This window comes from Streptomyces scopuliridis (assembly GCF_042790125.1).
Lineage (GTDB): Bacteria > Actinomycetota > Actinomycetes > Streptomycetales > Streptomycetaceae > Streptomyces > Streptomyces scopuliridis_A.
Map to the genome: position 1 here is coordinate 133636 of NZ_JBHTZS010000015.1, position 22142 is coordinate 155777.

The 22142-nt window shown below is 70.8% G+C and carries 14 protein-coding genes and 5 pseudogenes; 9 read left to right on the plus strand and 10 right to left on the minus strand.

The genetic code is table 11. From position 1 onward, the window contains the following. Nucleotides 1–131: 131 nt before the first annotated feature. Nucleotides 132–872, minus strand: a complete 741-nt coding sequence (locus ACFRKB_RS23350) for an NIPSNAP family protein (RefSeq protein ID WP_383108297.1) — start codon at nucleotides 870–872, stop codon at nucleotides 132–134. Between the two features lie 111 nt (nucleotides 873–983). Here ACFRKB_RS23350 and ACFRKB_RS23355 point away from each other — a divergent pair, with 111 nt between their 5' ends. Beyond that, complete coding sequence (locus tag ACFRKB_RS23355) at nucleotides 984–2024, plus strand: helix-turn-helix transcriptional regulator (RefSeq protein WP_383108298.1); 1041 nt, start codon at nucleotides 984–986, stop codon at nucleotides 2022–2024. Between the two features lie 330 nt (nucleotides 2025–2354). Beyond that, a complete protein-coding gene (locus ACFRKB_RS23360; protein ID WP_383108300.1) occupies nucleotides 2355–3491 on the plus strand; it encodes an NHL repeat-containing protein in 1137 nt (378 codons plus the stop codon). 318 nt (nucleotides 3492–3809) lie between these two features. Here ACFRKB_RS23360 and ACFRKB_RS23365 read toward each other — a convergent pair whose 3' ends face one another. Then, the gene (locus ACFRKB_RS23365; protein ID WP_383108301.1) at nucleotides 3810–4373 is read right to left on the minus strand and encodes a hypothetical protein; all 564 of its coding nucleotides are present in this window, start codon (nucleotides 4371–4373) and stop codon (nucleotides 3810–3812) included. Between the two features lie 109 nt (nucleotides 4374–4482). On the opposite strand from ACFRKB_RS23365, the gene ACFRKB_RS23370 reads away from it, so the two are divergent. After that, nucleotides 4483–5172, plus strand: a complete 690-nt coding sequence (locus ACFRKB_RS23370; RefSeq protein ID WP_383108302.1) for a TetR/AcrR family transcriptional regulator — start codon at nucleotides 4483–4485, stop codon at nucleotides 5170–5172. A gap of 17 nt (nucleotides 5173–5189) precedes the next feature. Here ACFRKB_RS23370 and ACFRKB_RS23375 read toward each other — a convergent pair. The 3 genes and pseudogenes from ACFRKB_RS23375 to ACFRKB_RS23385 form a co-directional block, all read right to left on the minus strand. Next, nucleotides 5190–5525, minus strand: a pseudogene (locus tag ACFRKB_RS23375) (restriction endonuclease); the annotation flags it as partial. A gap of 190 nt (nucleotides 5526–5715) precedes the next feature. Beyond that, on the minus strand, nucleotides 5716–6069 hold the full coding sequence (locus ACFRKB_RS23380) for a MerR family transcriptional regulator (protein ID WP_350960020.1): 354 nt from the start codon (nucleotides 6067–6069) through the stop codon (nucleotides 5716–5718). A 641-nt stretch (nucleotides 6070–6710) separates the two neighbouring features. After that, nucleotides 6711–7023, minus strand: a pseudogene (locus ACFRKB_RS23385) (SCO5918 family protein). Nucleotides 7024–7218: 195 nt separating this feature from the next. Here ACFRKB_RS23385 and ACFRKB_RS23390 point away from each other — a divergent pair. Beyond that, nucleotides 7219–7389, plus strand: a pseudogene (locus ACFRKB_RS23390) (DEAD/DEAH box helicase); the annotation flags it as partial. Here ACFRKB_RS23390 and ACFRKB_RS23395 read toward each other — a convergent pair. The 3 genes and pseudogenes from ACFRKB_RS23395 to ACFRKB_RS23405 all read right to left on the minus strand — a co-directional run. Next, nucleotides 7388–8062: pseudogene (locus tag ACFRKB_RS23395) on the minus strand (DEAD/DEAH box helicase); the annotation flags it as partial. The pseudogenes ACFRKB_RS23390 and ACFRKB_RS23395 overlap by 2 nt on opposite strands. Before the next feature lie 241 nt (nucleotides 8063–8303). Next, the gene (locus tag ACFRKB_RS23400; RefSeq protein WP_004986771.1) at nucleotides 8304–8507 is read right to left on the minus strand and encodes a cold-shock protein; all 204 of its coding nucleotides are present in this window, start codon (nucleotides 8505–8507) and stop codon (nucleotides 8304–8306) included. Between the two features lie 642 nt (nucleotides 8508–9149). Beyond that, nucleotides 9150–9617, minus strand: a complete 468-nt coding sequence (locus tag ACFRKB_RS23405) for a DUF5990 family protein (RefSeq protein ID WP_383108304.1) — start codon at nucleotides 9615–9617, stop codon at nucleotides 9150–9152. Between the two features lie 208 nt (nucleotides 9618–9825). Here ACFRKB_RS23405 and ACFRKB_RS23410 point away from each other — a divergent pair. Continuing rightward, nucleotides 9826–10268: pseudogene (locus ACFRKB_RS23410) on the plus strand (PIN domain-containing protein). Nucleotides 10269–10983: 715 nt separating this feature from the next. Here ACFRKB_RS23410 and ACFRKB_RS23415 read toward each other — a convergent pair. Next, nucleotides 10984–12306 (minus strand): COG1470 family protein, encoded by a 1323-nt coding sequence (locus ACFRKB_RS23415; RefSeq protein ID WP_383108305.1) that lies wholly within the window; start codon nucleotides 12304–12306, stop codon nucleotides 10984–10986. A 234-nt stretch (nucleotides 12307–12540) separates the two neighbouring features. Here ACFRKB_RS23415 and ACFRKB_RS23420 point away from each other — a divergent pair, with 234 nt between their 5' ends. From ACFRKB_RS23420 to ACFRKB_RS23435, 4 genes are all read left to right on the plus strand, one after another. Next, nucleotides 12541–13233, plus strand: coding sequence for a helix-turn-helix transcriptional regulator (locus ACFRKB_RS23420; RefSeq protein ID WP_383108306.1), 693 nt, complete (start codon nucleotides 12541–12543; stop codon nucleotides 13231–13233). A gap of 146 nt (nucleotides 13234–13379) precedes the next feature. Then, nucleotides 13380–16598 carry a hypothetical protein gene (locus ACFRKB_RS23425; protein ID WP_383108307.1) on the plus strand — a complete coding sequence of 1073 codons (3219 nt, stop codon included), beginning with the start codon at nucleotides 13380–13382 and terminating at the stop codon, nucleotides 16596–16598. Next, nucleotides 16595–17302: a Pvc16 family protein gene (locus ACFRKB_RS23430; RefSeq protein WP_383108308.1), complete on the plus strand. Its 708-nt coding sequence runs from the start codon at nucleotides 16595–16597 to the stop codon at nucleotides 17300–17302. Before ACFRKB_RS23425 ends, ACFRKB_RS23430 begins: the two co-directional genes overlap by 4 nt. 203 nt (nucleotides 17303–17505) lie before the next feature. Further along, nucleotides 17506–19557 carry an AAA family ATPase gene (locus ACFRKB_RS23435; RefSeq protein WP_383108310.1) on the plus strand — a complete coding sequence of 684 codons (2052 nt, stop codon included), beginning with the start codon at nucleotides 17506–17508 and terminating at the stop codon, nucleotides 19555–19557. A 199-nt stretch (nucleotides 19558–19756) separates the two neighbouring features. Here the strand turns inward: ACFRKB_RS23435 and ACFRKB_RS23440 are convergent, their stop codons facing one another. Then, on the minus strand, nucleotides 19757–21961 hold the full coding sequence (locus ACFRKB_RS23440; RefSeq protein WP_383108311.1) for an eCIS core domain-containing protein: 2205 nt from the start codon (nucleotides 21959–21961) through the stop codon (nucleotides 19757–19759). Between the last annotated feature and the right edge of the window lie 181 nt (nucleotides 21962–22142).

The window sequence follows — 22142 nt, forward strand, 5'->3', positions numbered from 1 at the left end:
GGGGTCAAAAAAAATTAAAACGTTGTTTTTCTGGGGGGGGGGGGGGGGCGGGCGGGTCCGGGCGGGCCCGCCCGTCGGCCCCAGGCTCGGCGCCCCGGCGGGGCAGATGTGAGAGAGGGCGCCCCGTCCCCTCAGCGGACAAGTGAGCGGACGGTGGGCGCCAGCCGCAGGAACCGGGGTGCTGCGCTCTGCGCCCGCTCGATGTCCGGAAGAATCTCGTTCCGTACGAGGGGATGGGCCATCGCATCAGCGAGGTGGCGGCGGTGAGCGTTCTCATCCGGGTACGAGGTGAAGACCGCGACGACGTTCTCCCCGGTGCGGACCGGGAGCCTGGGGAAGGTGTTGGCTGCCGTCTCCGTGGTGAGTACGGCGAGTGGTGCGGGCCCTGTCTGCCGCAGTAGCGGAACGAGGCCGTCCTGGATCAGTCCGGTGCCGTCGTGGGTGTTCGGAGGGAAGTGCCACAGTGCGGCGGCCACGAACCGGTCCACTGCCGCTGCGCCTGGCTGCCGCCGTTCGGACGGGAGCACCGCGAGGCCGCGCCAGGCCGGTGCGGGCCGCAGCAGCAGGACATTGTCGGAATCGACCATGGTGGCGTTGGCCCGGGGGCCGTGCGCGGCCCAGACCGGCCCGCCGTAGAAGGCTGACAGGGCCTGCCGCCGGGCCTCCATGTCCGTGAAGCCGCGCAGCCAGACGAAACGGTCCGGATCGTCGAGGTCGCGGAACTGGCCGAGGACGATCATTCCGGTCTCTTCCTGCGTTTCGACGAACTCCCTGTCGAACAACTCGATGAGTTCGTCCCGCCGGCCGGGGCGCAGGGTGTACTGGCGCAGCTCGAACACAGCAGGGTGGCCGGCGGGGTCGGTTCCGGGCACAGCGGACTCCGTTCTCTCTCTCACACACTCCGAGCCGGCTGGACCGACCCGGGCCGACGGTAGGGCCCAGGTGTGCCAGGGCCTGTCAGTGTTTCGGAGCAGAATCCTCGTATGTCCGCCGACCGGTTGCTGTCGATGCTGCTGTTGCTCCAGACCCGTGGCCGCATGTCGGCACGACGGCTGGCCGATGAGTTGGGGGTCTCCGTACGCACCGCCTACCGCGACCTGGACCGTCTGCAGGCCATCGGGGTCCCGGTCTACGCCGAACAGGGCCGCACCGGCGGCTATCAGCTGCTCGATGGCTACCGCACCCGCCTCACCGGCTTGAGCGAGCGCGAGGCCAGGGCGCTGTTCCTCGCAGGACTGCCCACGCCCGCCGCCGATCTGGGGCTCGCGGAGGAAGTGGCCGCGACGCGGCTGAAGTTGTTGGCCGCACTGCCCGCAGGCATGCGCGAAGAGGCGATGCGCACCGACGCGGTGTTCCACTTGGACGCTCCGGGCTGGTATCGAGAAGCCGAGGCGACCCCGTATCTGCCTCTGCTCGTGGACGCGGTGTTCAGCCGGCGAGCGGTGGATGTGCGGTACCGCCGTTGGCGCGAACCGCAAGAGGTGGACCGTCGGCTGTATCCCTATGGCCTGGTGCTGAAGTCCGGTACCTGGTACCTCGTGGCAGCCGCCAGGGGCCGGACCGCCACCTACCGGATCACCCAGGTCCTCGACGCGGTTCTGAGCGATGAGCGCTTCGAACGGCCGGAGGGCTTCGTCCTGGGTGAGTACTGGTCGTCCTACCTGGACGACTTCCACACGCGTCGTTATACGGGCACCGCCACCGTCCGACTCTCACCGAGGGGGCGCGAGCGGCTGGCTGCCAACGTCCCCCCTGAGGTGGTACGGGCATTCGACGCCACCGCAACCGCGGTTGGCGGCGACGGCTGGAGCGAGGCCGTCATCCCGACCGAGAGCACGGAGCACGCGTGTGGCGAGCTGCTGCGGCTCGGAATCGATGTCGAGGTCGTCGCGCCGGAAGAACTGCGTCGGGCCATGGCCGACGCGGTGTGCGTACTCGCCCGGACCTATGGACGTATCTGCCCGGGCGGGACCGAGGCAGGGGTATCCGGGCGACCTGGCGCAGACGTGACGCACGGTGCCTGATTCGGCTGGGACAGCACGAAGACCCGAGGGCACGCGGTGGAACGGAGAAGGCCCGGGGCTTGACCTGGGCCTTCTGATCCGTGAGATCGGGTGGCGCGCTGTGACAGGGAACGATGAGCTGCCGTTCTGGCCGAGACAGTCTCGTCACGGACATTCGGCCGTCACTCCGGCGCACCGGCGGCCTGCCTCGATCAGCGGCCCGGGTCACACATCCGGCTCTCTTTGACGTGCGATGTGCCACGGGGTTCGTTTATGTGATGACCGGCAACTCTCTGTGACCGTCGATGGGGCCGCAGGACGGCCCCACGACGCTGAGGAGGTAGGACTCTGATGAGGCTTGATTTCGGTTCGCGTCTCGCGGCGGTGGCCATCACCGCGGTGACAGCGATCGTGACGGTGGGTCAGACGGCATCCGCCGCGCCGGTGGGCGGGGACGGGAAGCCGTTCCTCGGGCCGCTGCACACCGTCTCCACCGTCGCGTCGACGGTTCCGGAGAACGGTGACCTGAACCCGTACGGCACCGCCCTGGTCAAGAAGACCACCGGTGATTTGCGGCGCGGCGACGTGCTGGTCAGCAATTTCAACAACGCCGCGAACCAGCAGGGCACGGGGACCACGCTCGTGCAGATCAGTCCCAAGGGCGAGACCAGACTGTTCGCTCAGATCGACCCGAGCAAGCTGCCAGGACCGTGCCCCGGGGGCGTGGGGCTGACGACCGCACTGTCCATCCTGCCGGGCGGCTGGGTGGTGGTGGGGAGCCTGCCGACGGCCGATGGCACTTCCGCCACGGCGAAGGCCGGGTGCCTGATCGTGCTGGACAAGCACGGCAAGGTCCGCGAGACCCTCAGTGGCAAGGGGATCAACGGTCCCTGGGACATGACCGCGACAAGCCACGACGACAAAACCGAACTGTTCGTCACCAACGTGCTCAACGGTACGGTCGCCGGCGGCGGCGACGTCGTGCGGCGGGGCACCGTGCTGCGGATCACCCTGCAACGCCACGACGACCGGCCGCCGACCCGTGTGGCCACGACCGTGATCGGTTCGGGTTTCGCGCAGAAGACCGACCCGACGGCCCTCGTGATCGGGCCGACGGGTGTCGGCCTGCGGGATGGGACGCTCTACGTGGCGGACACCGAGGACAACCGCATCACCGCGATCCCGGACGCGGTGAAGCGGGACACCAGCGACGGCACCGGCCGAGTGGTCACCACCGACCGGCACCTCAACGGCCCGCTCGGGTTGGCAATCGCTCCGAACGGCCACATCCTCACCGTCAACGACGGTGACGGCAAGATCGTCGAGACCACCCCGGGCGGCGCCCAAGTGGCGGTGCGTACGCTCGACAGGAGCGGTATGCCGCCGGGAGCGGGCGCGCTGTTCGGGCTCGCGGTCGCCGAAAACCCCGACCGGGTCTACTTTGTCGACGACGCAACCAACACGCTGAACCTGCTGAGCCGATCTTGACCGCTTGCACGGGGCTGATCCGGCCCTGTGCAGGCACAGGCAGTCAGCGCTTCCGGCTCGGACCGGGGAGGGGCTGACCGCGCGCCCCGAGACGGAGGTCGCCGAGGCGCTCAGGCAGGAGACAACGAAGGAGGCCCAAGTCGGTGACTTGGGCCTTCATCCATTCCACAGGGCCGTCCGACGCCGGGGCGCCGTCCCGGGGCACGACGTCGTCCATGGGGCTCGTAACCAGGGGTCGGCGGCCGAGTGGCCGGACGCCACCCCTGGCCCACCCATGACGAGGCGGTCCTCGCCCAACGGCTTTGCGGCGAGAGATGGTCACCGAGACGGCATCGATGTCGGGCGGGACAGGCGGAACGCCGAGACGAGGAAGAAGATCCCTCCGAGCGCGGCATAGCCGGCGAGGGCGGTCAGCGAAGGGTCGTCCTGGGAGGCGCTTCGGAAGAAGGTCGCGCCGGCCAGCACCGAGATACCGCCGCTGATGATCATGGCCCACTGTCCGCCCATCGGCCGGCGCGCGACGCCCACGAGGAGCTGGACCAGCCCGGAGAGCACTGCCCACGCGCCCCAGACGCGCAGCACATCGGCGACACCCGAGGTGCCGGCGACCGCGATACCGATGGCGGCGAGCGAGCTGACGGCGATGTTGACGTACAGGCCCCTGACCGGTCCGCCGGCGCGCCCGGACCAGGCATCGACGACAGCCGCGGCCACGTCGAAGGCCGGATAGAGAACCAGCAGCAGTTGGGCTCCGAGGGTGAGGTCCGAGCCGGACACCATCAGAAGCACGGCCCACGCGGCGGCGAAGGCGAAGCGGATGACGTACAGCCGACGCAGGGCGGGTGTGGCGGTGACGTGCTCGGCGGAGGCGGTGGATGCCATGGGATTCTCCAGTGAGTGCAGGTAGAGAGAACGTTCTCTCCTGGCCGCAGCCTGGCACACCCCTTCGGCGAAAACAAGAGAGAGCGTTCTACCCGCTACCATGGGCGGTATGACACGGACGGAAGCCGGCACAGGCACTGGCGGGCGGGTCTCGGCGGCCCGGGAGCGGCTTCTGAGGACCGCCGGGCAGCTCTTCTACGCGGAGGGCATCCACACGGTGGGCGTGGACCGCCTCGTCGCCGAGGCGAAGGTCACCAACGCCACCTTCTACCGCCACTTCCGAAGCAAGGACGACCTCGCCCTCGCCTACATCGGAAGCGTCGACCAGGCGATCCGCGGTCAGATCGGCTCCCTGATGTCCACGGACGTGCCGACCGACGCCATCCTCCGAGGCATCGGTACGTCCCTGGTCGAGCAGATCCGCTCGCCCGGTTACCGCGGATGTGCCTTCCTCAACGCGGCAGCGGAATTCCCCGACCCCGGCAACCCGGTCCACCGAGCCGTCGTGCAGCACCGCGAATGGTTCCTGCAGACGGTCACCGCACTGTTCGCCACGATCACGGCCGAACAGGCCGAGCACGCCGGGCGGCACTTCGTCATGCTCCGGGACGGCGCGATGAGCGCCGGCTACCTCGGCGACCCCGACCTGGCCGGCGAGACCCTGCTGCGCGGCATCGAAGGACTTCTCCGGATCCACACCGCCCGCAGGCTCGACGAGCCCGCGGGCTCCGCACCGGGCCAGGCGCCTTCCGCGGTCACAGCGGTCGCCGACATCGAGTGCTCGCCACCCACCGTGTGACCCGGGACGCAAGGGGCGCTGGCCCACTGGGCGAGGAGGTGGCGGTCGACGAGGTGGAGGCTCTGGGACTCGGCGAATTCGAGGGCAGGCTTGGAGAAGCGGCCGTTGGTGAGCATGACCAAGACGTCGCCGCCGTGTACCTGGCGGCCTGTGCCGTTGAGGACGTAGAGGTCGGGCGCGCCGACTGCTGATCCCGACCAGCCGTCTTTGCGATGCTTGCACTGGATCACCCAGCGACGGCCGTGGGGATCGGTGGCCTTCACATCGGCTCCCTTGTCGCCGCCCCTGCCAACTTGCTGTGCGTCCTGGCAGCCGTCTCGGTACATCAAGTCTCGTACGGCGTATTCGAACTGAACTGATCCTGCCCCGGCCCCGGACGGCACCAAGTCCCGCCCGGGCGAGATCATGGTGAGGGACAGGCCGCGCAGGCGTCGCCGCCCGCAGGGGAGGCTGACCGGGGAACAGAGCCTACTGTCCCAGGCGGGCGCTCATGGGCGGTCGGGCGTCGCGCATGTGCGAGCCGACCGGAGCGCGCCCGCTTGATCAGCTGGAAGCGGGAAAGGAAGCGTCGGGCGCTTCTTGCTCGGCGCGCCGACGATACTCGGCGTTGATGCGCTGAGCTTCCTCAAGCTGGTCCTCGAGGATGACGATGCGGCACGCGGCCTCGATCGGGGTGCCCTTGTCGACGAGCTCGCGGGCCCGCGCGGCGATCCGCAGTTGGTAGCGGGAGTACCGGCGGTGTCCGCCCTCCGAGCGGAGAGGAGTGATCAGACGAGCCTCACCGAGGGCTCGGAGGAAAGCCGGGGTGGCGCCGAGCATCTCGGCGGCCCGCCCCATGGTGTACGCGGGGTAGTCGTCGTCGTCCAGACGATCACTGAGGGGGTTGTCTGCTGTCATGTCACCTCGTTATGCAACGCGTCGAGGGGCCCTGATGCCGTACGGCACCAGGGCCCCGAAGGAAATTCAACACCATCCGTCGGCCCTAATGCTCTGCCGACCTTCTTCCCGCTACCAGCCCTGCACAAGGGGGGTGTACGGGGATCGCGGCTGCGTGACCGGGGACCACCTTCCAATCCGGGGTCTTGCGGTACCCGGCCGAGTGCGTCTCGGGCCGGGCGATCCTGATGGCGTCTGCGTCCTCCGTCCTTCCTTTGAACCAGAACTGCACTGCTCTGCGAACTTCATGTACTGCAACCCGCCAGTTCGTGTCTGCCGGGTTTCCCTTGACCTGTGTCGACGTGAAAAGGCTAACCATGTCAGAGCTCAATGTCTACTCTGGCAAGAGTAGATTTCACCTGCCCGAGGGGATAGATACGGGATAGGTAGCCTGTGACCTGCAATGACGGGTGGCGCAGTCGTCGTGGGCGGCGATACTGCCGCGCGGCCTCTCGGGCCGGGCCGTCAGGTGGCGCTGACCTCAGTGGCCGGCGATCCATTGCGGACAGCGGACAGCGGACAGCGGGACGGCCGTGAGGGCCCTGCCGACACGTGTCGGCAGGGCCCTCACCGGAATCCGAATGGCGGTTTGCCGCCCGTCCTCATCCGTCCAGGCAGGCGGCGCCGAGCAGTGCCGACGAGGTCTGGAGCGGAGCGGAGACCCGCACGGGCGCGGCGTCGGGGCGGGTATGGCAGGTGAAGCCGAGGCGGGTCATGGCCCCGGATGACTTCGCTGCTGGTGAAGTCGCGGCGGTCTTGTCGGGTGACGACCTCGCCCACCCGCTTGACGGGGTAGCGGCGGCGGCCGATGGTCACGGACTCACCCGTAACGATCTCAGGCGTGACGCCCTTCATCGAGGCCAGCACTCCGCTCTTGCTCAGGTCGAACGGATACCGGGCGATGACACAGCGCATGATGCCCTCACAGAGAGAAGGAGAACGAGCTGATCGGGGTGAGGTGGATCAGCGGGAGAGGGCGAGGACGGCCGGGGCCCGCGGGTCGAAGGCGGGCCGCTGCGCCCTGCGCCGCCCGGCTCGTCCGGTGGCGCGCCCCTGGGCAGGGCGGTCGCGGCGGCCTCGGGACGAGGAAGCCGCGGAAGACACTGCGCGACCCCCGGCCAGCGCCGCGGCATGAACCGGCTGATGGCCGCGGCCGGCATCAGCCCCCGGATCACCCCTGTACGTTCGGGTGAGGCGGAACTGAGCCGCATCACCGGGGCCCAGGCCCCTTCCGGTGTCCCCGTCGTCATCACCGCGCCCGTCGCAGAACGCCCCCGCCGGTGACCTGCGGCATGAATCCCATGTCCGCCATCTGGTCGGCCTCGTCGAGGACGGTGATGGCGACGTCGTCCAGCCGGCAGTCGCCACGGCCGATGAGGTCCTTGAGCCGCCCCGGCGTCGCGACGACGACCTCCGCGCCGCCCCGCAGCACACCGGCCTGCCTGCCGATGGACATCCCGCCGACCACGGTCGCCAGCCGCAGCCTCACGGCACGGGCGTACGGGGTGAGCGCGTCGGTCACCTGCTGGGCGAGCTCGCGGGTGGGGACCAGGACCAGGGCGAGCGGCCGCCCTGGCTCTGCGCGCCGACCCGCTGTACGGGCCAGCACCGCGAGGCCGAAGGCCAGGGTCTTGCCCGAGCCGGTACGGCCGCGGCCGAGCACGTCACGTCCGGCGAGGGAGTTCGGCAGGGTCGCCCCCTGGATGGGGAACGGTACGGTCACGCCCTCGTGGCCGAGCGTGGCTATCAACGGTTCCGGCAGGGCGAGGTCGGCGAACGACTCGACGGCGGACAGCGCGGGCGTGATCGTCACCGGCAGCGCGAACTCGCCCTGGGGTGTGGCCGGGCGACGTCCGTAGTCCCTGGTACGCCGCGGAGCCCTCGAGCGCTCGGCGGCAGAACCCCGGGAGCGCTCGTAGGTACGGGTCGTGCGTGCGGTGCGTGCGCGGTTCAAGCGGAACCTTCCTCGATGTGGAGCGTAGGCACGTAGCAAGGAATTTCCGCAGCAAAATGAAAGGCGCAGAGAATCGCGAGAACGAGCCGGAGACGCCGGGCGTTGAGTTGATCGAAGGGTAATTCGTCCCCGCTCGGTGATTAGGTGGGGCCTTCCCGTTAACGCGCCCTGAAATGCAGCGAGCTGGGGCCCGCACCTCAAGGTGCGGGCCCCAGCTACGAAGTATGCGTTGCTGCCTGTGTCAGGCGGGAACGATGTTCTCGGCGGTCGGGCCCTTCTGGCCCTGCGCGATGTCGAAGGACACCTTCTGGCCTTCCAGCAGCTCACGGAAGCCCTGGGCGGCGATGTTCGAGTAGTGGGCGAAGACGTCGGCGCCGCCGCCGTCCTGCTCGATGAAGCCGAAGCCCTTTTCCGCGTTGAACCACTTCACGGTGCCAGTAGCCATGTCATTTCTCCTTCGGAGACGAAGCCCGGAATCCGCCCTGTGCGGATTCCGCGTCGCCGTGCTGATTGGACCGTCGGGAAATGAACCTTCTGGCAACCACACCTGCAACTGAGAACGACGTTAGCACGGTGCGAGCGACCCTGTTCGGTCAGTAATTCTGCTCGGGTCCGTGATCGAGGAATACTCGCCGTGCACCGTGCCTATTTCTCACTTCGCGGATGAAGATATTGATCCGCGCGGATGAAGCGTTCCTGTCGAACGCTTCCGGCCACAGCGCCACGACCTCCGTCGACGCGCCATGTGCCGCTGCCATCGTCGTTGACGGATGGGGAAACGGGCACCCCGCCGAGACCCCCCTACCGCGAGGAAGGTCACAACGGCCCGGAAAAACACGATGCCGACGGCCGTAGCCACGGCGGCTCGTGTGGGCATCCCCATGTCGTCCACCGGGCGGGTGGCCGGTTCGCCGGTCAGATACTTTCGCCGGGCTGCCGGCCGCCGCTCCGCTCGAACGGCTACCACATCGAACAGTGCCGCGCCGGCCGCCACGAGAATCCCCGTGTCCGTCCGGCTTCACCTCGGTGATATTCGACCGCGCACGGCGCGCAAGCGATGCCTGCGAGGGGCGGTATGCAACCGCTCCTAGCTGGTGCGTGCGGCGGTCCAGGTGATGTGAGGGGGCTCGACGCGTGCGCACAGGGGCCCGCCCTGCGCGTCGGTCAGGCCGAGGTGTCCGACCAGCAGCCCGTCGCGTGCGGCTGCGGCGAGTACGTCGGTGGGGATGACGTCGAGCATGAGCTTGGCGCGGCGGAACATCGTGAAGGTACCCGACTCGTCGACCGTGCCCCACGCCAGATAGATGAACCGTCGGCCCAGACGGTCCTGCACGTAGGGGCCTCTGACCTCGGTGCCGGTCGGTGAGGCGCTCGCGGTGCACTCCAGGGTCCATGTCGCGGACGGTCCGTCGCCGGGCTGTGGCTCAAGGACTTCGTCCGGACGGTCGCGGCGTTGCACAGCGACGTGAAGGTTGCCGTGGGCGGGGATCTCGCCGCCGACAAGGGCGGGGCTGGTGAGGCCGGGCAGGTCGACGGCGTCGATGCGGATGCGCATAGCGGCCATCATCCCGCCATCGTCCGCGCAGAGGTCAGCCGACCTCGAACCGGGGTGGGCCCTGACAGCGGTGCCCCGTCACTCAGTGCCGACCCTTCTACGGCGGCCTCTCGCCCCCCGCTCCCGCAGCGTCCCAAGACCGAGGTGTCGGTGCCGCGGCCACCGGCGCTGTTCGGCGTGAGACCGACTCCGGACCAGAAACCGCTGCGTGATCATCGTCATGGCCGATACGTCCGGGCTGCTGGCAGCCCTGGACTCGGCTCATCCGGAACACGGGGCGGCGAACGAGGCGATCATGGCGGTGGGTTTGCTGGTCATGTCTCCGCTCCTGCTGGCCGAACTGGATGCGTGGCGACGCGTGAGCCCGGCAGGGAGACTGCCGTCAGCGCGGTCGACGACCTGCGGCGCTGGATGAGCCGGGGCCGTGTCGTCCTGCCGGAGATCACCGGGGACCACTTGGGCGCCGCCCAGTCCGTCCGTGTCCCCTACCGCGCGCTGGACCTCGACCGCGCCGACGCGGTGAACGTGGCGGTTGCCGCCGACTACGATACGGGCGCGATTCTCACCCTCCACCGACGAGACTTCCGGGACGTACGCCCGCTGGGCCGTCACAAGGCGTTCCGGGTACTCCCCGACGACCTCCCGCTCTGACGCAGGATCCTCCGTGGTCAAGTGCCTGCTCTCGCAAGGAACTTGTTCATCGCCCACAACGAAGCGCGTGCAGGGCGGATGTCTGCCGCCATCCGGGAACGGTGGGCTGAGGGCTCACCTCCCGCTCATCTGCGTGAAAGCCCAGGTCACTGCCGCGCCGCGACGTGATCGGCTGCCATCTCAAGGCACCCGTGCCCTCTGTGTGCCCAATCTCGGGGCGCAGGGGCGCTGTGAAAACGCAACAATGGCTCACCGACAAGTACAGCCCCAGGCCGCTGACCTGGGGCTTCAAGAAGAGCGGGTGACGAGAATCGAACTCGCGCTCTCAGCTTGGGAAGCGACGGCGCCTACTTGAGGTCGTACCGCCTGACCCACCGGAGCTGCCTGGACGACACAACCGCCCGCAGACCCCCCTCGCCAGGATGAGGGGCCGGCCCGGGATGAGCGGGCTCGCTGCCGCAGGAGGCCGGACGGGTACAGGAGGGGGACCTGCGACGGCTCCCTGTTTCCACTCGGCGAACGGTTTGGTCCGGTACGGATCGGTGGCTGTGGTCCGGTCGCCGGACAGGGTGTGGGCGTCGGGGCGGGATGCTTCCGTCCAGGGCCGGGTGCCGTTTTTCAGACCCGGGTTATCGATTTCCAGACGGAGCAAGATACCGCTCTTTGCAAATGGCGCCTACACAGATCAACAATGTCTCGGGGCGTGAGGCGCGATTCACTGCTGCGTGGTGCGGCTGAGCACACCGCTCACGTTCAGGACCTCGTGGCACCCTTGCGCCCGACGGCCGGTGGCCGGTGTGCCCGGCTTCTCACAGGTCACTTCGACGGTCACGGTGTCGTTCTCAGGGATCTTGATAGGGGTCACCCAGTGATAGTCCTGGTTACGGAAGGTCTCCAGCGCGATCGTGGTGATCTTACGGTTGCCGAACGTGATCGTCAGCACTCCTTCGTCGCCCTGGAAGTTGGCGACAACGATGTCCGTGACCTCGAAGACACTGTCCTCGGGCACCCGGTAGGTACCGGTCTTGGTCTCCCCACCGGACGTCTGCACGTCGATGGTCTCCGAGCTCTGCAGGCCGTCGCCGACGGAGGTACCGTCGCCGCCCGGTCCGGACGGTGCGCCCGTCTCCTGGCCGCCGGGACTGGCGTCCGAACCGGCGCCGCCACCGGTGCCCGGAGTCTGCCCGCCCTGCTCCCCGGCGGGCGTGGGACGCGCCTGGACCGCCTCGTTGGCTGCTTCCTTGGCGGCACTGCGCACCGCCGGGCGGACCAGTGCGAACCAGGCGAGCAACAGTGCGAGCAGCGCCGCGAGCACCACGAGCAGCCACCTGGGAAAGACCGGGATCTGGACGAACTCGGCGTCCAGCGGCGCCCGGACGGCGGTCTCGTCCCGCTGAGGCTCCTCCTGGTCACCGGATTCGGCGGTGTCCACGGTGAACGGCCACACCACGGGGGCGCCGAACCATACGGGCTTGCCCGTGCGGACCCGCAGCCCGACCTCGGTCGACTCCCCGGGCTCCAGCTTCGGCTCCGCCGGGCTGAAGACGAACCCCAGCTCCTCGCCCGCCTGGCCGGGGGTGAAGCCCACCTGCACCGGGGTGTTGCCCTGGTTGCGCACCGCCAGCCGGTAGCGGCCGCGCAGCCAGCCGCGCCGACGGCGCGGGGCCAGCTCGGTACGCAGCTCGTGGAACTCCTGTACGTGCACGGTGGTTTCGGGGACCCGCACCGACTCGGGGTGCTCGGTCGGCAGGACCCGCACACCGAGGGGCATGTCACCGGCCCGGATCTCCGGAGAGCGTGGTGGCTCCAGACGGATCGTCACCGTTTCGGAGGTGCCGGGATAGAGAGAGACCCGCGCGGGTTCGACGGCGGTCCAGGAGGCGCAGTCCCCGATGACCTCCAGGCTGTACGCCTCGACGATGTCGCTGTCGTTGCGGACGGTCAGACTGGTGGTGGCGGTGCCGCCGGGGGCCACCGTGACCTCCGGGATGTCGAGGCTGGGCGCGCCGGGACCGGAAGAGGCTGCAGAAGGCGTCACACCACCACGCTAGGACCGCGCCCGGGGGCGCCACGAGAAGCGCGAGGGCAACGCCCGGGCAGTCGCGGTGCCCGGGAAGTCAAGGTCAACTTCCTTGTAACCGTGAGCCGTTGATGTGGCCCGCCGCCTCCCGCGCGCCGCCTTCCGGTGGTCGCCCTGCCCCTGCACCCTCCCCTTCACGAACTCATGGAACAGGCAAGCCCCATGTTATGCGCAGAGGAGAACAGTCCAGCCATGTCCACAGTCACATCACGTGAGCCCGCCCAGGCCGGCTCCACGCACTGGGCCTCTCGCCCCGGTCGCCCGGACCGGGTGACCGTGGCCGTCTACGCCGCCGATCCGGTCCTGTGCGTCGGCGTCGTTCAGCAGTTGCGCCAGCGCCCCGAGGTCGACCTGCTCGCCGACGACGACGCGGAGCGGGCCCAGGTGTCGCTGGTGGTCGTTGACAGCGTTGGCGACGATGTGACCGCCTTGCTGCACCGGCTGCGGCACAACACCGACACCCGCACGGGCCTCGTGGTCGGCACCCTTGGGCCCGGCGCGCTGCAACGCGTCCTGGAGTGCGGCGTGGCGGCCGTGCTGCGGCGCGCCGAGGCCGACCAGGACCAACTCCTCCACCTGGTCCTGGCGATGGCCAACGGCGAGGGCGTGCTGCCCGGCGACCTGCTCGGCAAGCTGCTCAGCCACGTGGGCAGCCTCCAGCGCTCGGCGCTCGACCCGCGGGGTCTGTCCCTGTCCACGCTGACCACGCGCGAGGCGGACATGCTGCGCCTGGTGTCGGAGGGCCTGGACACCGCGGAGATCGCCCGCAAGACCGCGTACTCCGAACGGACCGTCAAGAACGTCCTGCACGAGATCATCACGCGGCTGCAGGTGCGCAACCGGGCCCACGCGGTCGGCCATGCGCTGCGCAACGGGCTGATCTGACGACACCCGGGGACCCCGGCACTGCCCGAAAGCACACCGCGCGCTTCCCCCGGGTACGGCCCCGCAGCCCTGCCGTGCCGCGCGTGGCTGTCGCAGGGTGGCGGGGGCGCATCCAGGTGCCGCACCAGACTGCGAGGGAGACCGTGATGGGATCCGCTGGCCCCGGCGGGCGGTACCGCCTGGGGAGATTCGGCACGTCGTTGCTGTTGCTGATCCCGCTGCTCGGGGTGACGGCGGCCTCCGGGCAGGGCACCGCCGAGTCCGCGCCACGGGCGGCCGACGCCGCGGACACCCGGGTCGCGTACGCCGGTACCCGGCACCGCAGTCTCGGCGAGGTCGCCACCGACACCTCCAGCACACCGCTGTTCGGCGAGGGCCCGGCCCACTTCGACGTCCAGCCGTCCGCCCTGGGCGACAAGCTGGTCTTCGCGAGCCGCCGCGACGAGAAGAACCCGCAGATCTACCTGCGGTCCGCCGACGGGCCCGTACGCCGCCTCACCAGCGGCATGGACGCGGCGCACCCCCGGCTGGCGCCGGACGGCCGGGCCGTGGTCTTCGACTCGGCCGAATCCAGCGGCCTGGACGGCGGGACGCAGCGCGACCTGTGGCTGGTGCGCACCGACGGCACCGGCCTGACGCGGCTGACCGACACCCCCTCCGACGAGGAGTCCCCGACGGTCTCCGCGGACGGGCAGCGCCTGGCGTACTCCAGCGACAGCGACCCGTTGGCCGGACAGCAGATCTACGTACGGCCCCTGGACGGCGGCACCGCAACCCGGATCACCGATCCCGCGAACGGCGCGGCCACCGAGCCGGCGTGGAACCCGGTGAACGACGACGAGAACCGGAACTGGATCGCGTACACCGCCACCACCACCGTCGAGGGACAGTCCGTGCCCCGGCTACGGATCACGGACGGGACCAGCGACGAGCCGCTGTTCGGGGGCGCGTACGCAACCTGGCGTGCCCACGGGGCAGCGTGGAAGCCCGACGGGGACGGGGTGCTGTTCCTGAGTCCCGAGATCACCTGTGACTGCGAGGGCGACTGGGACCATGTGTTCACTTCGCCCGTGCACTCCGACCAGGAACCCGATCTGGTGCTCAACGAGAACCGGGAGGTCCTCTCGCCCACCTGGCTCGGCCCGCTCGACGGCGGCGGCGTGGTGGTGGAGCGCACCACGGCGGCAGCCCCTGGCGAGGACCTCTCCGGCGCGCACGTGGTGACACTGCAGGACGCCCGGATGGACGGGTCCGACCCCCGTGACCTGGGGCTGACGATCCTCAATGAGGACCCGGCGGCGGACACCAACACCGATCCCGCGAAGGACCCGCTGTTCCAGCCCGGGGACAAGTACGACCCGTGGACCGAGCGGCAGAACTACACGCCCGACGGCCGCCGGATCGTCGTCACCCGCTTCGAGAACGACGCCGAGGGCCGGCGGATCGAGCGGATCTGGATGGTGGACGCCGACGGCTCCAACGCGGCGCCGCTGCCGCTCGCGGGTCGTGGCCCGAACGACTGGGACACCGACCCGACGTTCTCCCCGGACGGCCAGTACCTTGCCTTCACCCGGACTTCGCCGGGCGGCGTGGGAGAGGCCGCGGGGGACAGCCGTATCCTCATCGCGAACGTGGCCACCGGCGCGATCATCGGCGAGATCACCTCGCCGGCCGGGCAGCTCCAGGGCCAGGACGCCCAGCCCACCTGGTCCTCCGACGGCACGACGCTGGCCTTCACCCGCACCATGGAGATCGGCGGGGGCGGCGGCAACAAGCACGTCTGGACCGTGCCGGTGAACAACCTGGCCCAGCAGCGCGATCTGAGCGCCACGGACTGCCCGGGCGACTGCGAGGTCATTGACGACAGTCCGGCGTTCTCCCCGGACGGACTCAGCATCGCCTTCAACCGCAAGAGCGGCGCCGGCCGGGTCGACGAACGCAGCGGCATCCTGCTGACGTCCCTGTCGGGCGACGACTGCCAGGTGCTGCTGCCCGCCGCCGCGCGTGACCTGCCCGGCGCCTGCGGCCGCGAGCTGCCGGACACCTCGAACACCGGCCCCTTCCAGCCGCGGGACGCCGCCTGGAAGGCCGACGGCACGGGCCTGGTGTACAGCTCCCGCGCCGGGCGCGAGGTCAACAGCCCCGAGAAGCTGAGCCTGCTGGACGTCGAGTCCGGCGACATCACGCCGCTCACCACCGGTCTCCCGGGCCGGCAGAAGGAACCCACCGTCCAGCAGTCCGTGGACCTTGCCGTCGAGGCGCCCGGCACCGTTCCGGAGGTCACCGCCGGCGACTCCACCACGGTCACCGTCGACGTCGTGAACCACGGCCCCGCCGCCTCCCCCGGCACCCGCCTGACCGCCGCGCCGCCGTCCGGCGTGCGGATCACCGGGATGACCTGGCCCGGGGGCACCTGCGATGCCGCCTCCCTCCAGTGCGACGTGGGCGTGGTGCCGCCCGGTGCTTCTGTTCCGGTGGACGTCACCCTCACCGGGGTCACCCCCGGTGACGCGCCGGTCGACTGGTCGGTCAGCGGCACCGTCCTGGATCCGCGGCCCAGCGACAACGCCGGCCGGACCGTGGTGCCGGTGCGCGAGGCCACGCAGCCCCCGACGACCCCGCCGCCGCCCACCACCGCGCCGCCCACCACCGCGCCGCCCACCACCGCGCCGCCCACCACCGCGCCGCCCACCGTGCCCCCGGAACCGGAGGAGCCCGAGGCCGGGCCCGGCGTGCGGGTCACGGCCCAGCCGAACCCCGGATACGTCGGCGGGCGCGTCGTGGTGACGTACACCGTGCGCAACGGCCGCGCCGCGCCGGCGACCGGGCTGCGGCTGCGTATCGGCCTGCCCACGGGCATTCCGAACAACGGGCCGCCGCCGGGCTGCGACCGCTCCTGGGTGTGTGCGCTGCCGGACCTCGAGCCGGGCGCGAGCACCGTCGTACGGGTTGTGCTCAGCCCGGACAAGGCGCTGACCGGCAATGTCACCGGTGTACTCACCACTACCGGGACGGACGCGAACAAGAACGACAACACCGCACGGGAGCGGCTGCGCATCCTCCAGCCGCGCATCGTCGCGGTGCCGGAGGTCGGCAAGCCCGGCTTCGTCACCTCGGTGCGCGGCAAGGACTTCCCGCCGGGAGTGCCGGTGCGGTTCAGCTGGAAGCCGGGGATCACCGCGGCGGCGGCGCCGACCGTGCCGGAGCCGGACGGCACGTTCATCGGCCAGCTGCTCATCCTCGCCAAGGACCAGACCGGACCGCGTGTCATCACCGCCAGGGGCCCCGGGTTCTCACCGGTGAAGACCGACTTCCTGGTGGTCAGCGGCAGCGTGCAGCCGCCCGACGAGGTGACCCGCCGGTGATCCACGAGGTCGACGAGGGGCTACGCCGTCTGCTCGGCGAGTCCGGCCTGGAGGCATCGGGCGTCGAGGTGGTCTTCGACGCCCCCACCCGGGACTGGGCGGCGCGCCGCAGTGCCCCGACGGTCTGCGTCTTCCTGTACGACATCCGCGAGGACGCCGGCCGGCGCGGCAGCGGCGCCGGGGAGGTGTACGACACGGACGGGTACCTGGTGGCGCGGCGCACCCCGCCGCGCTGGTTCGAGCTGACGTACCTGGTCACGGCGTGGGCGAGCCGCCCGCAGGACGAACACCGGCTGCTCTCGCAGGTGCTCACCACTCTGGTGGCCACCGGCACGCTGCCCGCCCGGCTGCTCACCGGCACGCTCGCCGAGCTGGGCCTGACCGTGGGGCTGGACACCGCCGGGGCCGGGCTCGACGGACCGTCCGTCTCCGACGTGTGGTCGGCGCTCGGCGGGGAGCTGAAGGCGTCGCTCGGGGTGCGGGTGCGGGCGCCGCTCGCCGGGGTGAGCACGGAGGTCGGGCCGCCGGTCACCGAAGGACTCGTCGTACGCTCTGCCGCCCGGCGCGAGGGCGGGGAAGCGGCGCCGGGGCGTCGGCTGCGCTACACGGAGACGAGCGACCCGGGCCCGGAGGGCTTCGCCGGCCCGCGCGAGCGGGGGCCCGCGCCCGCCCGGCGCCGCCGCAGGGGGGACCGCCAGCCGTGACACACATAGCCGAACCGGTCGCCGCCGACCGGCCCGACCCTCGGCCCGGCGCCGATGCTGCTGTCCGGCCTGGCACCCAACCGGCCGCTCGGCCCGAAGCCGATGCCGCCGACCGACCCGACGCATCACCCGCCGCTCGACGCGATGCTCAGTCCGATGCCCAGCCCTCCGCTCGACCCGGTGCCGAAGCCGTCTCAGCCGACGTGGAGCACCTGTGGACGCGGCTTCGTGTGGTCGAGGAGCGGGTGCGGCACGCGGTGGCGGTCCGCCGCGCCGCCGACCCCGACCCCGACGACCCGTACCGGGGGCAGTACCTCACCCCCGAGGCGGCGGCCCGCATCCTGGACGAGCCGGGCGGCCTCGACGTACCCGCCCACGAACCCTGGCACCCGCCGGCCGGTTCCGTCCTCGACGGACTCGCCGGGCGGTTCGGTCTGTCCTCGCTGGACATGGACCTGCTCCTGGTCGCGGTGGCGCCCGACCTGGACGCGCGGTTCGAACGGCTCTACGGCTACCTCAACGACGACCTGACGCGCCGTCGGCCCACGGTCGGGCTCACCCTGGAGCTGTGCGGACTCGCCGGAGCGGCAGCCGCCCGGTTCCGGCTCGCCCCCGGAGCGCCGCTGATCGAGGGCGGTCTGGTGGAGGTCACCGAGCCGGAACGGCCGCCGCTGTCCCGGGTGTTGGTGGTTCCCGACCGGGTCACCGGACACCTGCTCGGCAGCGGGCGGCCCGACGCCCGGCTCGCCGGGGTGCTCGGCGAGGTCTGGGAGGACCCCACCGCCGAGGCGGAGGAGGTCCACCGGACGGCTGCCGCTGCCGGGACCGGCGTGGGCCTCGTGCATCTGCGCAGCCGGGGCGGCGACGCCGAGGGCCTGGCCACCGCGGCCCTGCGCGCGGCCGGACCGCGCCCGCTCGTCCTGGACACGGCGGCGCTCGCCCGGCGTTCCGGCGACGCACCGGAGCTGGCGAGGGTGGCCGCACGCGAAGCCCGCCTGACCGGTGCCGGGGTCGTCCTCGGCCCGCTGGAAGCGCTGCCCGCGGAACCCGCCGAACGGGCCCGCACGCTCAGGACGTTGTGCACGGCGCTGCGGGGGATCCCCCTGCTGACGCACGGCACCGTCGGCTGGGACCCGGCCTGGGCGGCCGACACCCCCGTCGTCCTGACCGTGCCGGCGCCGTCTCCCGAGCGGCAGGCCGCGCGCTGGCGGCACGCCCTCGACCGGGCCGCCGGTGCCGCCGGTGACGGCTCCGTGACCGGCGACGCCGAGGCGCTCGCCCGGGCGGTCGCCGCGCACCGCCTGGACTCCGGGCAGGTGCGCCGCGCCGCCGACGTGGCGGTGCGCACGGCCGCCCTCGCGGTCCGCCCGGTCCGCCCCGACGACCTGCAGACCGCCGTACGGGCCCAGAACGGCGCGGGACTCGACCGGCTCGCCCGCCGGGTGGAGCCGGGCGTCGGCTGGGACGACCTGGTGCTGCCGCCGACCACGCACCGACGGCTGCGCGAACTCGCGCTGCGTGCCCGCCACCGCGAGCAGGTGCTCGGGCAGTGGGGGATGCGGCCCGGCGGCGGCCGGGGGCGCGGCGTGATCGCGCTGTTCGCCGGTGAGTCGGGCACCGGCAAGACCATGTCAGCCGAGGTCGTCGCGGCGGACCTGGGCATGGACCTGTACGTGGTGGACCTGTCCACGGTCGTCGACAAGTACGTCGGGGAGACCGAGAAGAACCTGGAGCGGATCTTCACCGAGGCGTCGGCGGTCAACGCGGTGCTGCTCTTCGACGAGGCCGACGCGATCTTCGGCAAGCGCTCGGAGGTGAAGGACGCGCACGACCGGCACGCCAACATCGAGTCGGCGTACCTCCTCCAGCGGATGGAGTCGTTCGACGGGATCGCGGTGCTGACCACCAACCTGCGGGCCAACCTGGACGAGGCGTTCACGCGCCGCCTGGACGTGGTGGCCGACTTCCCGGTGCCCGACGCCGGCCGGCGCCTCGCCTTGTGGGAGCGGTGCCTGGGCGATCGTCTGCCCCGGGCCGGCGACCTGGACCTCGGCTTCTGCGCGGACCGCTTCGAACTGGCCGGCGGCTCGATCCGGGCCTGCGCGGTGACCGCGGCCTACCTCGCGGCGGAGTCCGGCGAGCCGCTCACCATGCGGCAGGTGGTGACGGCGGTCGCGCAGGAGTACCGCAAGCTGGGACGGCTGGTCCTGGAGAGCGAGTTCGGCCCGTACCTGGGGGAGGTCATCGGCGCCTGAGGGCGGGCCGCGTGGCGTGACGTCGAATTCGCCCAGCTTGGCACCGGTTAGGGAAGTCGGTCCACTCGACTGCCGTGAATTCGACCGTGTGACCGTTCTCGGAGGTGCGGACCGCCATCTTGCCGGGAAGTTCGTCGCAGGCACAGCCCATGAAGGCTGCCCGGCAATCAGTGCGCGCCCCCACTACGTTTTACTCCCGTTACTCCCGCGGGCCGACCAGTTCCTCGTACAGCTTCCGCTTCTGGGCGGTGTCCTTGGCTGCCTTCAGCTTGTCCACCCAGTCCTGCTTGATCGTCTGGAGGAAGCCGTGCCAGTCCTCCCCGCCCATCTTCCCCAGTTCCGCCCTCGTGGCACCGATCTTGTCCTGCTTGTGGCCGTGCAGCGCGGACTCGGGGTTGGCGGTCGCCTCCGTGGACCTGACGCCGTGGTGATAACCGACCGGGCTGCGGGCGCCGGGCTCCACCGTCTCAAGGCCGACCAGCAGGGCGCCGTCCCTGTCACCGGTCGGCGCGGTGAACACCAGGAGCATGTGGCCGTAGGAGCCGTTCGGCAGGACGACGTCGCCGTTGAAGTCCTTGGTTCCGAAGCCGCCGCCCGAGAAGTTGACCGCCAGCAGCTCCGCGGTGGTCATGCCGGGGGTGTACTCCGAGACCTTGTTCTTCACCGCCGCCCCGACGCCGCCCTCCTCCTTGAAGCTGCCGGGCTCACCGTCCTTGTTCTTGCCGATGGAGGAGCGGTGCGTGGCGTAGCCGCGCTTCAGCGTGTGCTGGTGCGGGGTGCCTTCCTCGGTGACGCCGAGGAAGTCGAGCAGCTGATGGGGGCTCTCCCCCTTGCGGAGGGCGGGGATGCGGATGTTGACGCGTCCGCCGTGGGCGAGCGCCCGGATGACGTCGCCCTCCTTGTAGTCGACGTAGTTGTCGTCCTTCCCCGCGACCTGGAGACCGTGCCGCAGGATGAGCAGGACGTTGGTGAGGATGCTCCGGGCGAAGTCGTCCCGCCCTTTCATCTCCTTCGTCGCGTGTTCGCCGGCGGACTCGTGCTTCTGCTCCTCGCGCAGGCCGTCCGGGAACAGGGTGTCGACGGCCGTTTCCCGGATCTGCTCGTCCCGTTCGTTCTCCAGCGTCTCCCGTTCCGGATCGTCGGGCCCCAGCTCGTTGGTCCGCATGAATCGGCCCAGGGTGTAGGCCGGATTACTCGGCGTGGAGGCTCCCGGGGCCGGCGCCTGTGTCTGGAAGGCGAGGGTCGCGGCGAGGATACGGCGTCCCGGGCTGAGCTTCAGCCAGGTCGAGTAGTCGGCGCGCTCCCGCTCCGCGGCCTCGGCCTGCGCGTCCTTCCCACCCTTGCCCTTGCCGCTCGCTTTCTTGCCCGCGCCGGCCATCCCGGCCTTGCCCTCGGCGATCAGCCTGCCCTCCGCCAGGGTGCCGATGCCCACACTGTTCAGCCAGCCCGGCCTCTTCGCCGAAAGGGTCTCGATGTCCCTGAGTTCGTCCTGCTGGAAGGCCATCCCGAGGTCAAGCCGCCGTTCCAGGACCCACCGAATCCGGGTATTCTCCGGCAGCCAGTGCTCCGGCCACTTCTTGTGCGGTTCCCAGAAGTTGAACTTCCGTTTCTCCTGGAGCGTGTGAGCCTCGATCGACGCGCTGAGCCGGACCATCACCGCATCGGGGTCCTGGGAGGCCTGCAGGGCAGCCTCGTCGGCCGGCGGCGTGCTCTCCCTCGCGGGGGCGTCCGCTTCCGTCTGGCTTTCCCCGGCCCGCTGGACGATCGCCGTCGCCGCCTGCTTGCCGGCCGCGCTCTGGAGCGCCGCCACCTCGGCCGGGCTCTCCCGGCCCGGGCCGCCCGCCCCCCGGACGGGTGGTGCTGCGACCTGCGGGGCGGGCACGGTCCGCGCCGCTGTCCGCAGGCCGGGGCCGACGTCGTGATGCGTGGGCGCCGGACCGGACATGACACGCCTGGCATTGGCTTCCGCCGCCCGCTCGAAGCGGTCGGACGGGTCGGAGATCTTCAGGCCCGATCCGTTGTCGGTTCCCGCCACCGCGCCCTGGCGCTGCTGGATCACATGTGTCAACTCATGCGCCAGCGTGTGCTTGTCCCCGCCGCCCTGGCCGATGACCACATGGCTGCCGGAGGTGTACGCCCGTGCCCCGACCTCCGCTGCCGAGCGCCGTGCTTCGGTGTCCGCGTGCACGCGGACGTCGGAGAAGTCCGTGCCGAGCCGAGCCTCCATCTCGGCGCGCAGCGGCCCGTCCAGCCGCCGACCGGTCGAGCGCAGCACGCCGTGCACCGCCGACCGCTGCACCGGCTGTTCGTCCGCACGGGTGCCGTCCCGCTGCTCTTCGAGCATCCGCGCCACCGCCGTGTTTCCGACGGTGCGTTGTAAGGCCGCGGCCGCCTGCGGGGACATGTGCCCGACGGCAGGTGGCACTCCCGCACCCGCTTGCCGCGGCGGGTTCGCCACGTGACGTGGACCAGCGCCCTTCTCCGGCTGTTCCTTCGCATACATGGCGGGACCCTTCCTCGCGCCTCGGTCCGCTCGGTGCGCGGCCTGGACGTCCGCACTCGCTGCTTCCTCGTCGGCGTACTCC

Bases quoted from the DNA above. Each gene is read 5' to 3' on its own strand.
- ACFRKB_RS23405 (WP_383108304.1), bottom strand. From the start codon at position 9,617: ATGCGCATCCGCATCGACGCCGTCGACCTGCCCGGCCTCACCAGCCCC.
- ACFRKB_RS23420 (WP_383108306.1), top strand. From the start codon at position 12,541: ATGTCCACAGTCACATCACGTGAGCCCGCCCAGGCCGGCTCCACGCAC.
- ACFRKB_RS23400 (WP_004986771.1), bottom strand. From the start codon at position 8,507: ATGGCTACTGGCACCGTGAAGTGGTTCAACGCGGAAAAGGGCTTCGGC.
- ACFRKB_RS23440 (WP_383108311.1), bottom strand. From the start codon at position 21,961: ATGTCCCCGCAGGCGGCCGCGGCCTTACAACGCACCGTCGGAAACACG.
- ACFRKB_RS23380 (WP_350960020.1), bottom strand. From the start codon at position 6,069: ATGACAGCAGACAACCCCCTCAGTGATCGTCTGGACGACGACGACTAC.
- ACFRKB_RS23370 (WP_383108302.1), top strand. From the start codon at position 4,483: ATGACACGGACGGAAGCCGGCACAGGCACTGGCGGGCGGGTCTCGGCG.
- ACFRKB_RS23425 (WP_383108307.1), top strand. From the start codon at position 13,380: ATGGGATCCGCTGGCCCCGGCGGGCGGTACCGCCTGGGGAGATTCGGC.
- ACFRKB_RS23365 (WP_383108301.1), bottom strand. From the start codon at position 4,373: ATGGCATCCACCGCCTCCGCCGAGCACGTCACCGCCACACCCGCCCTG.
- ACFRKB_RS23360 (WP_383108300.1), top strand. From the start codon at position 2,355: ATGAGGCTTGATTTCGGTTCGCGTCTCGCGGCGGTGGCCATCACCGCG.
- ACFRKB_RS23355 (WP_383108298.1), top strand. From the start codon at position 984: ATGTCCGCCGACCGGTTGCTGTCGATGCTGCTGTTGCTCCAGACCCGT.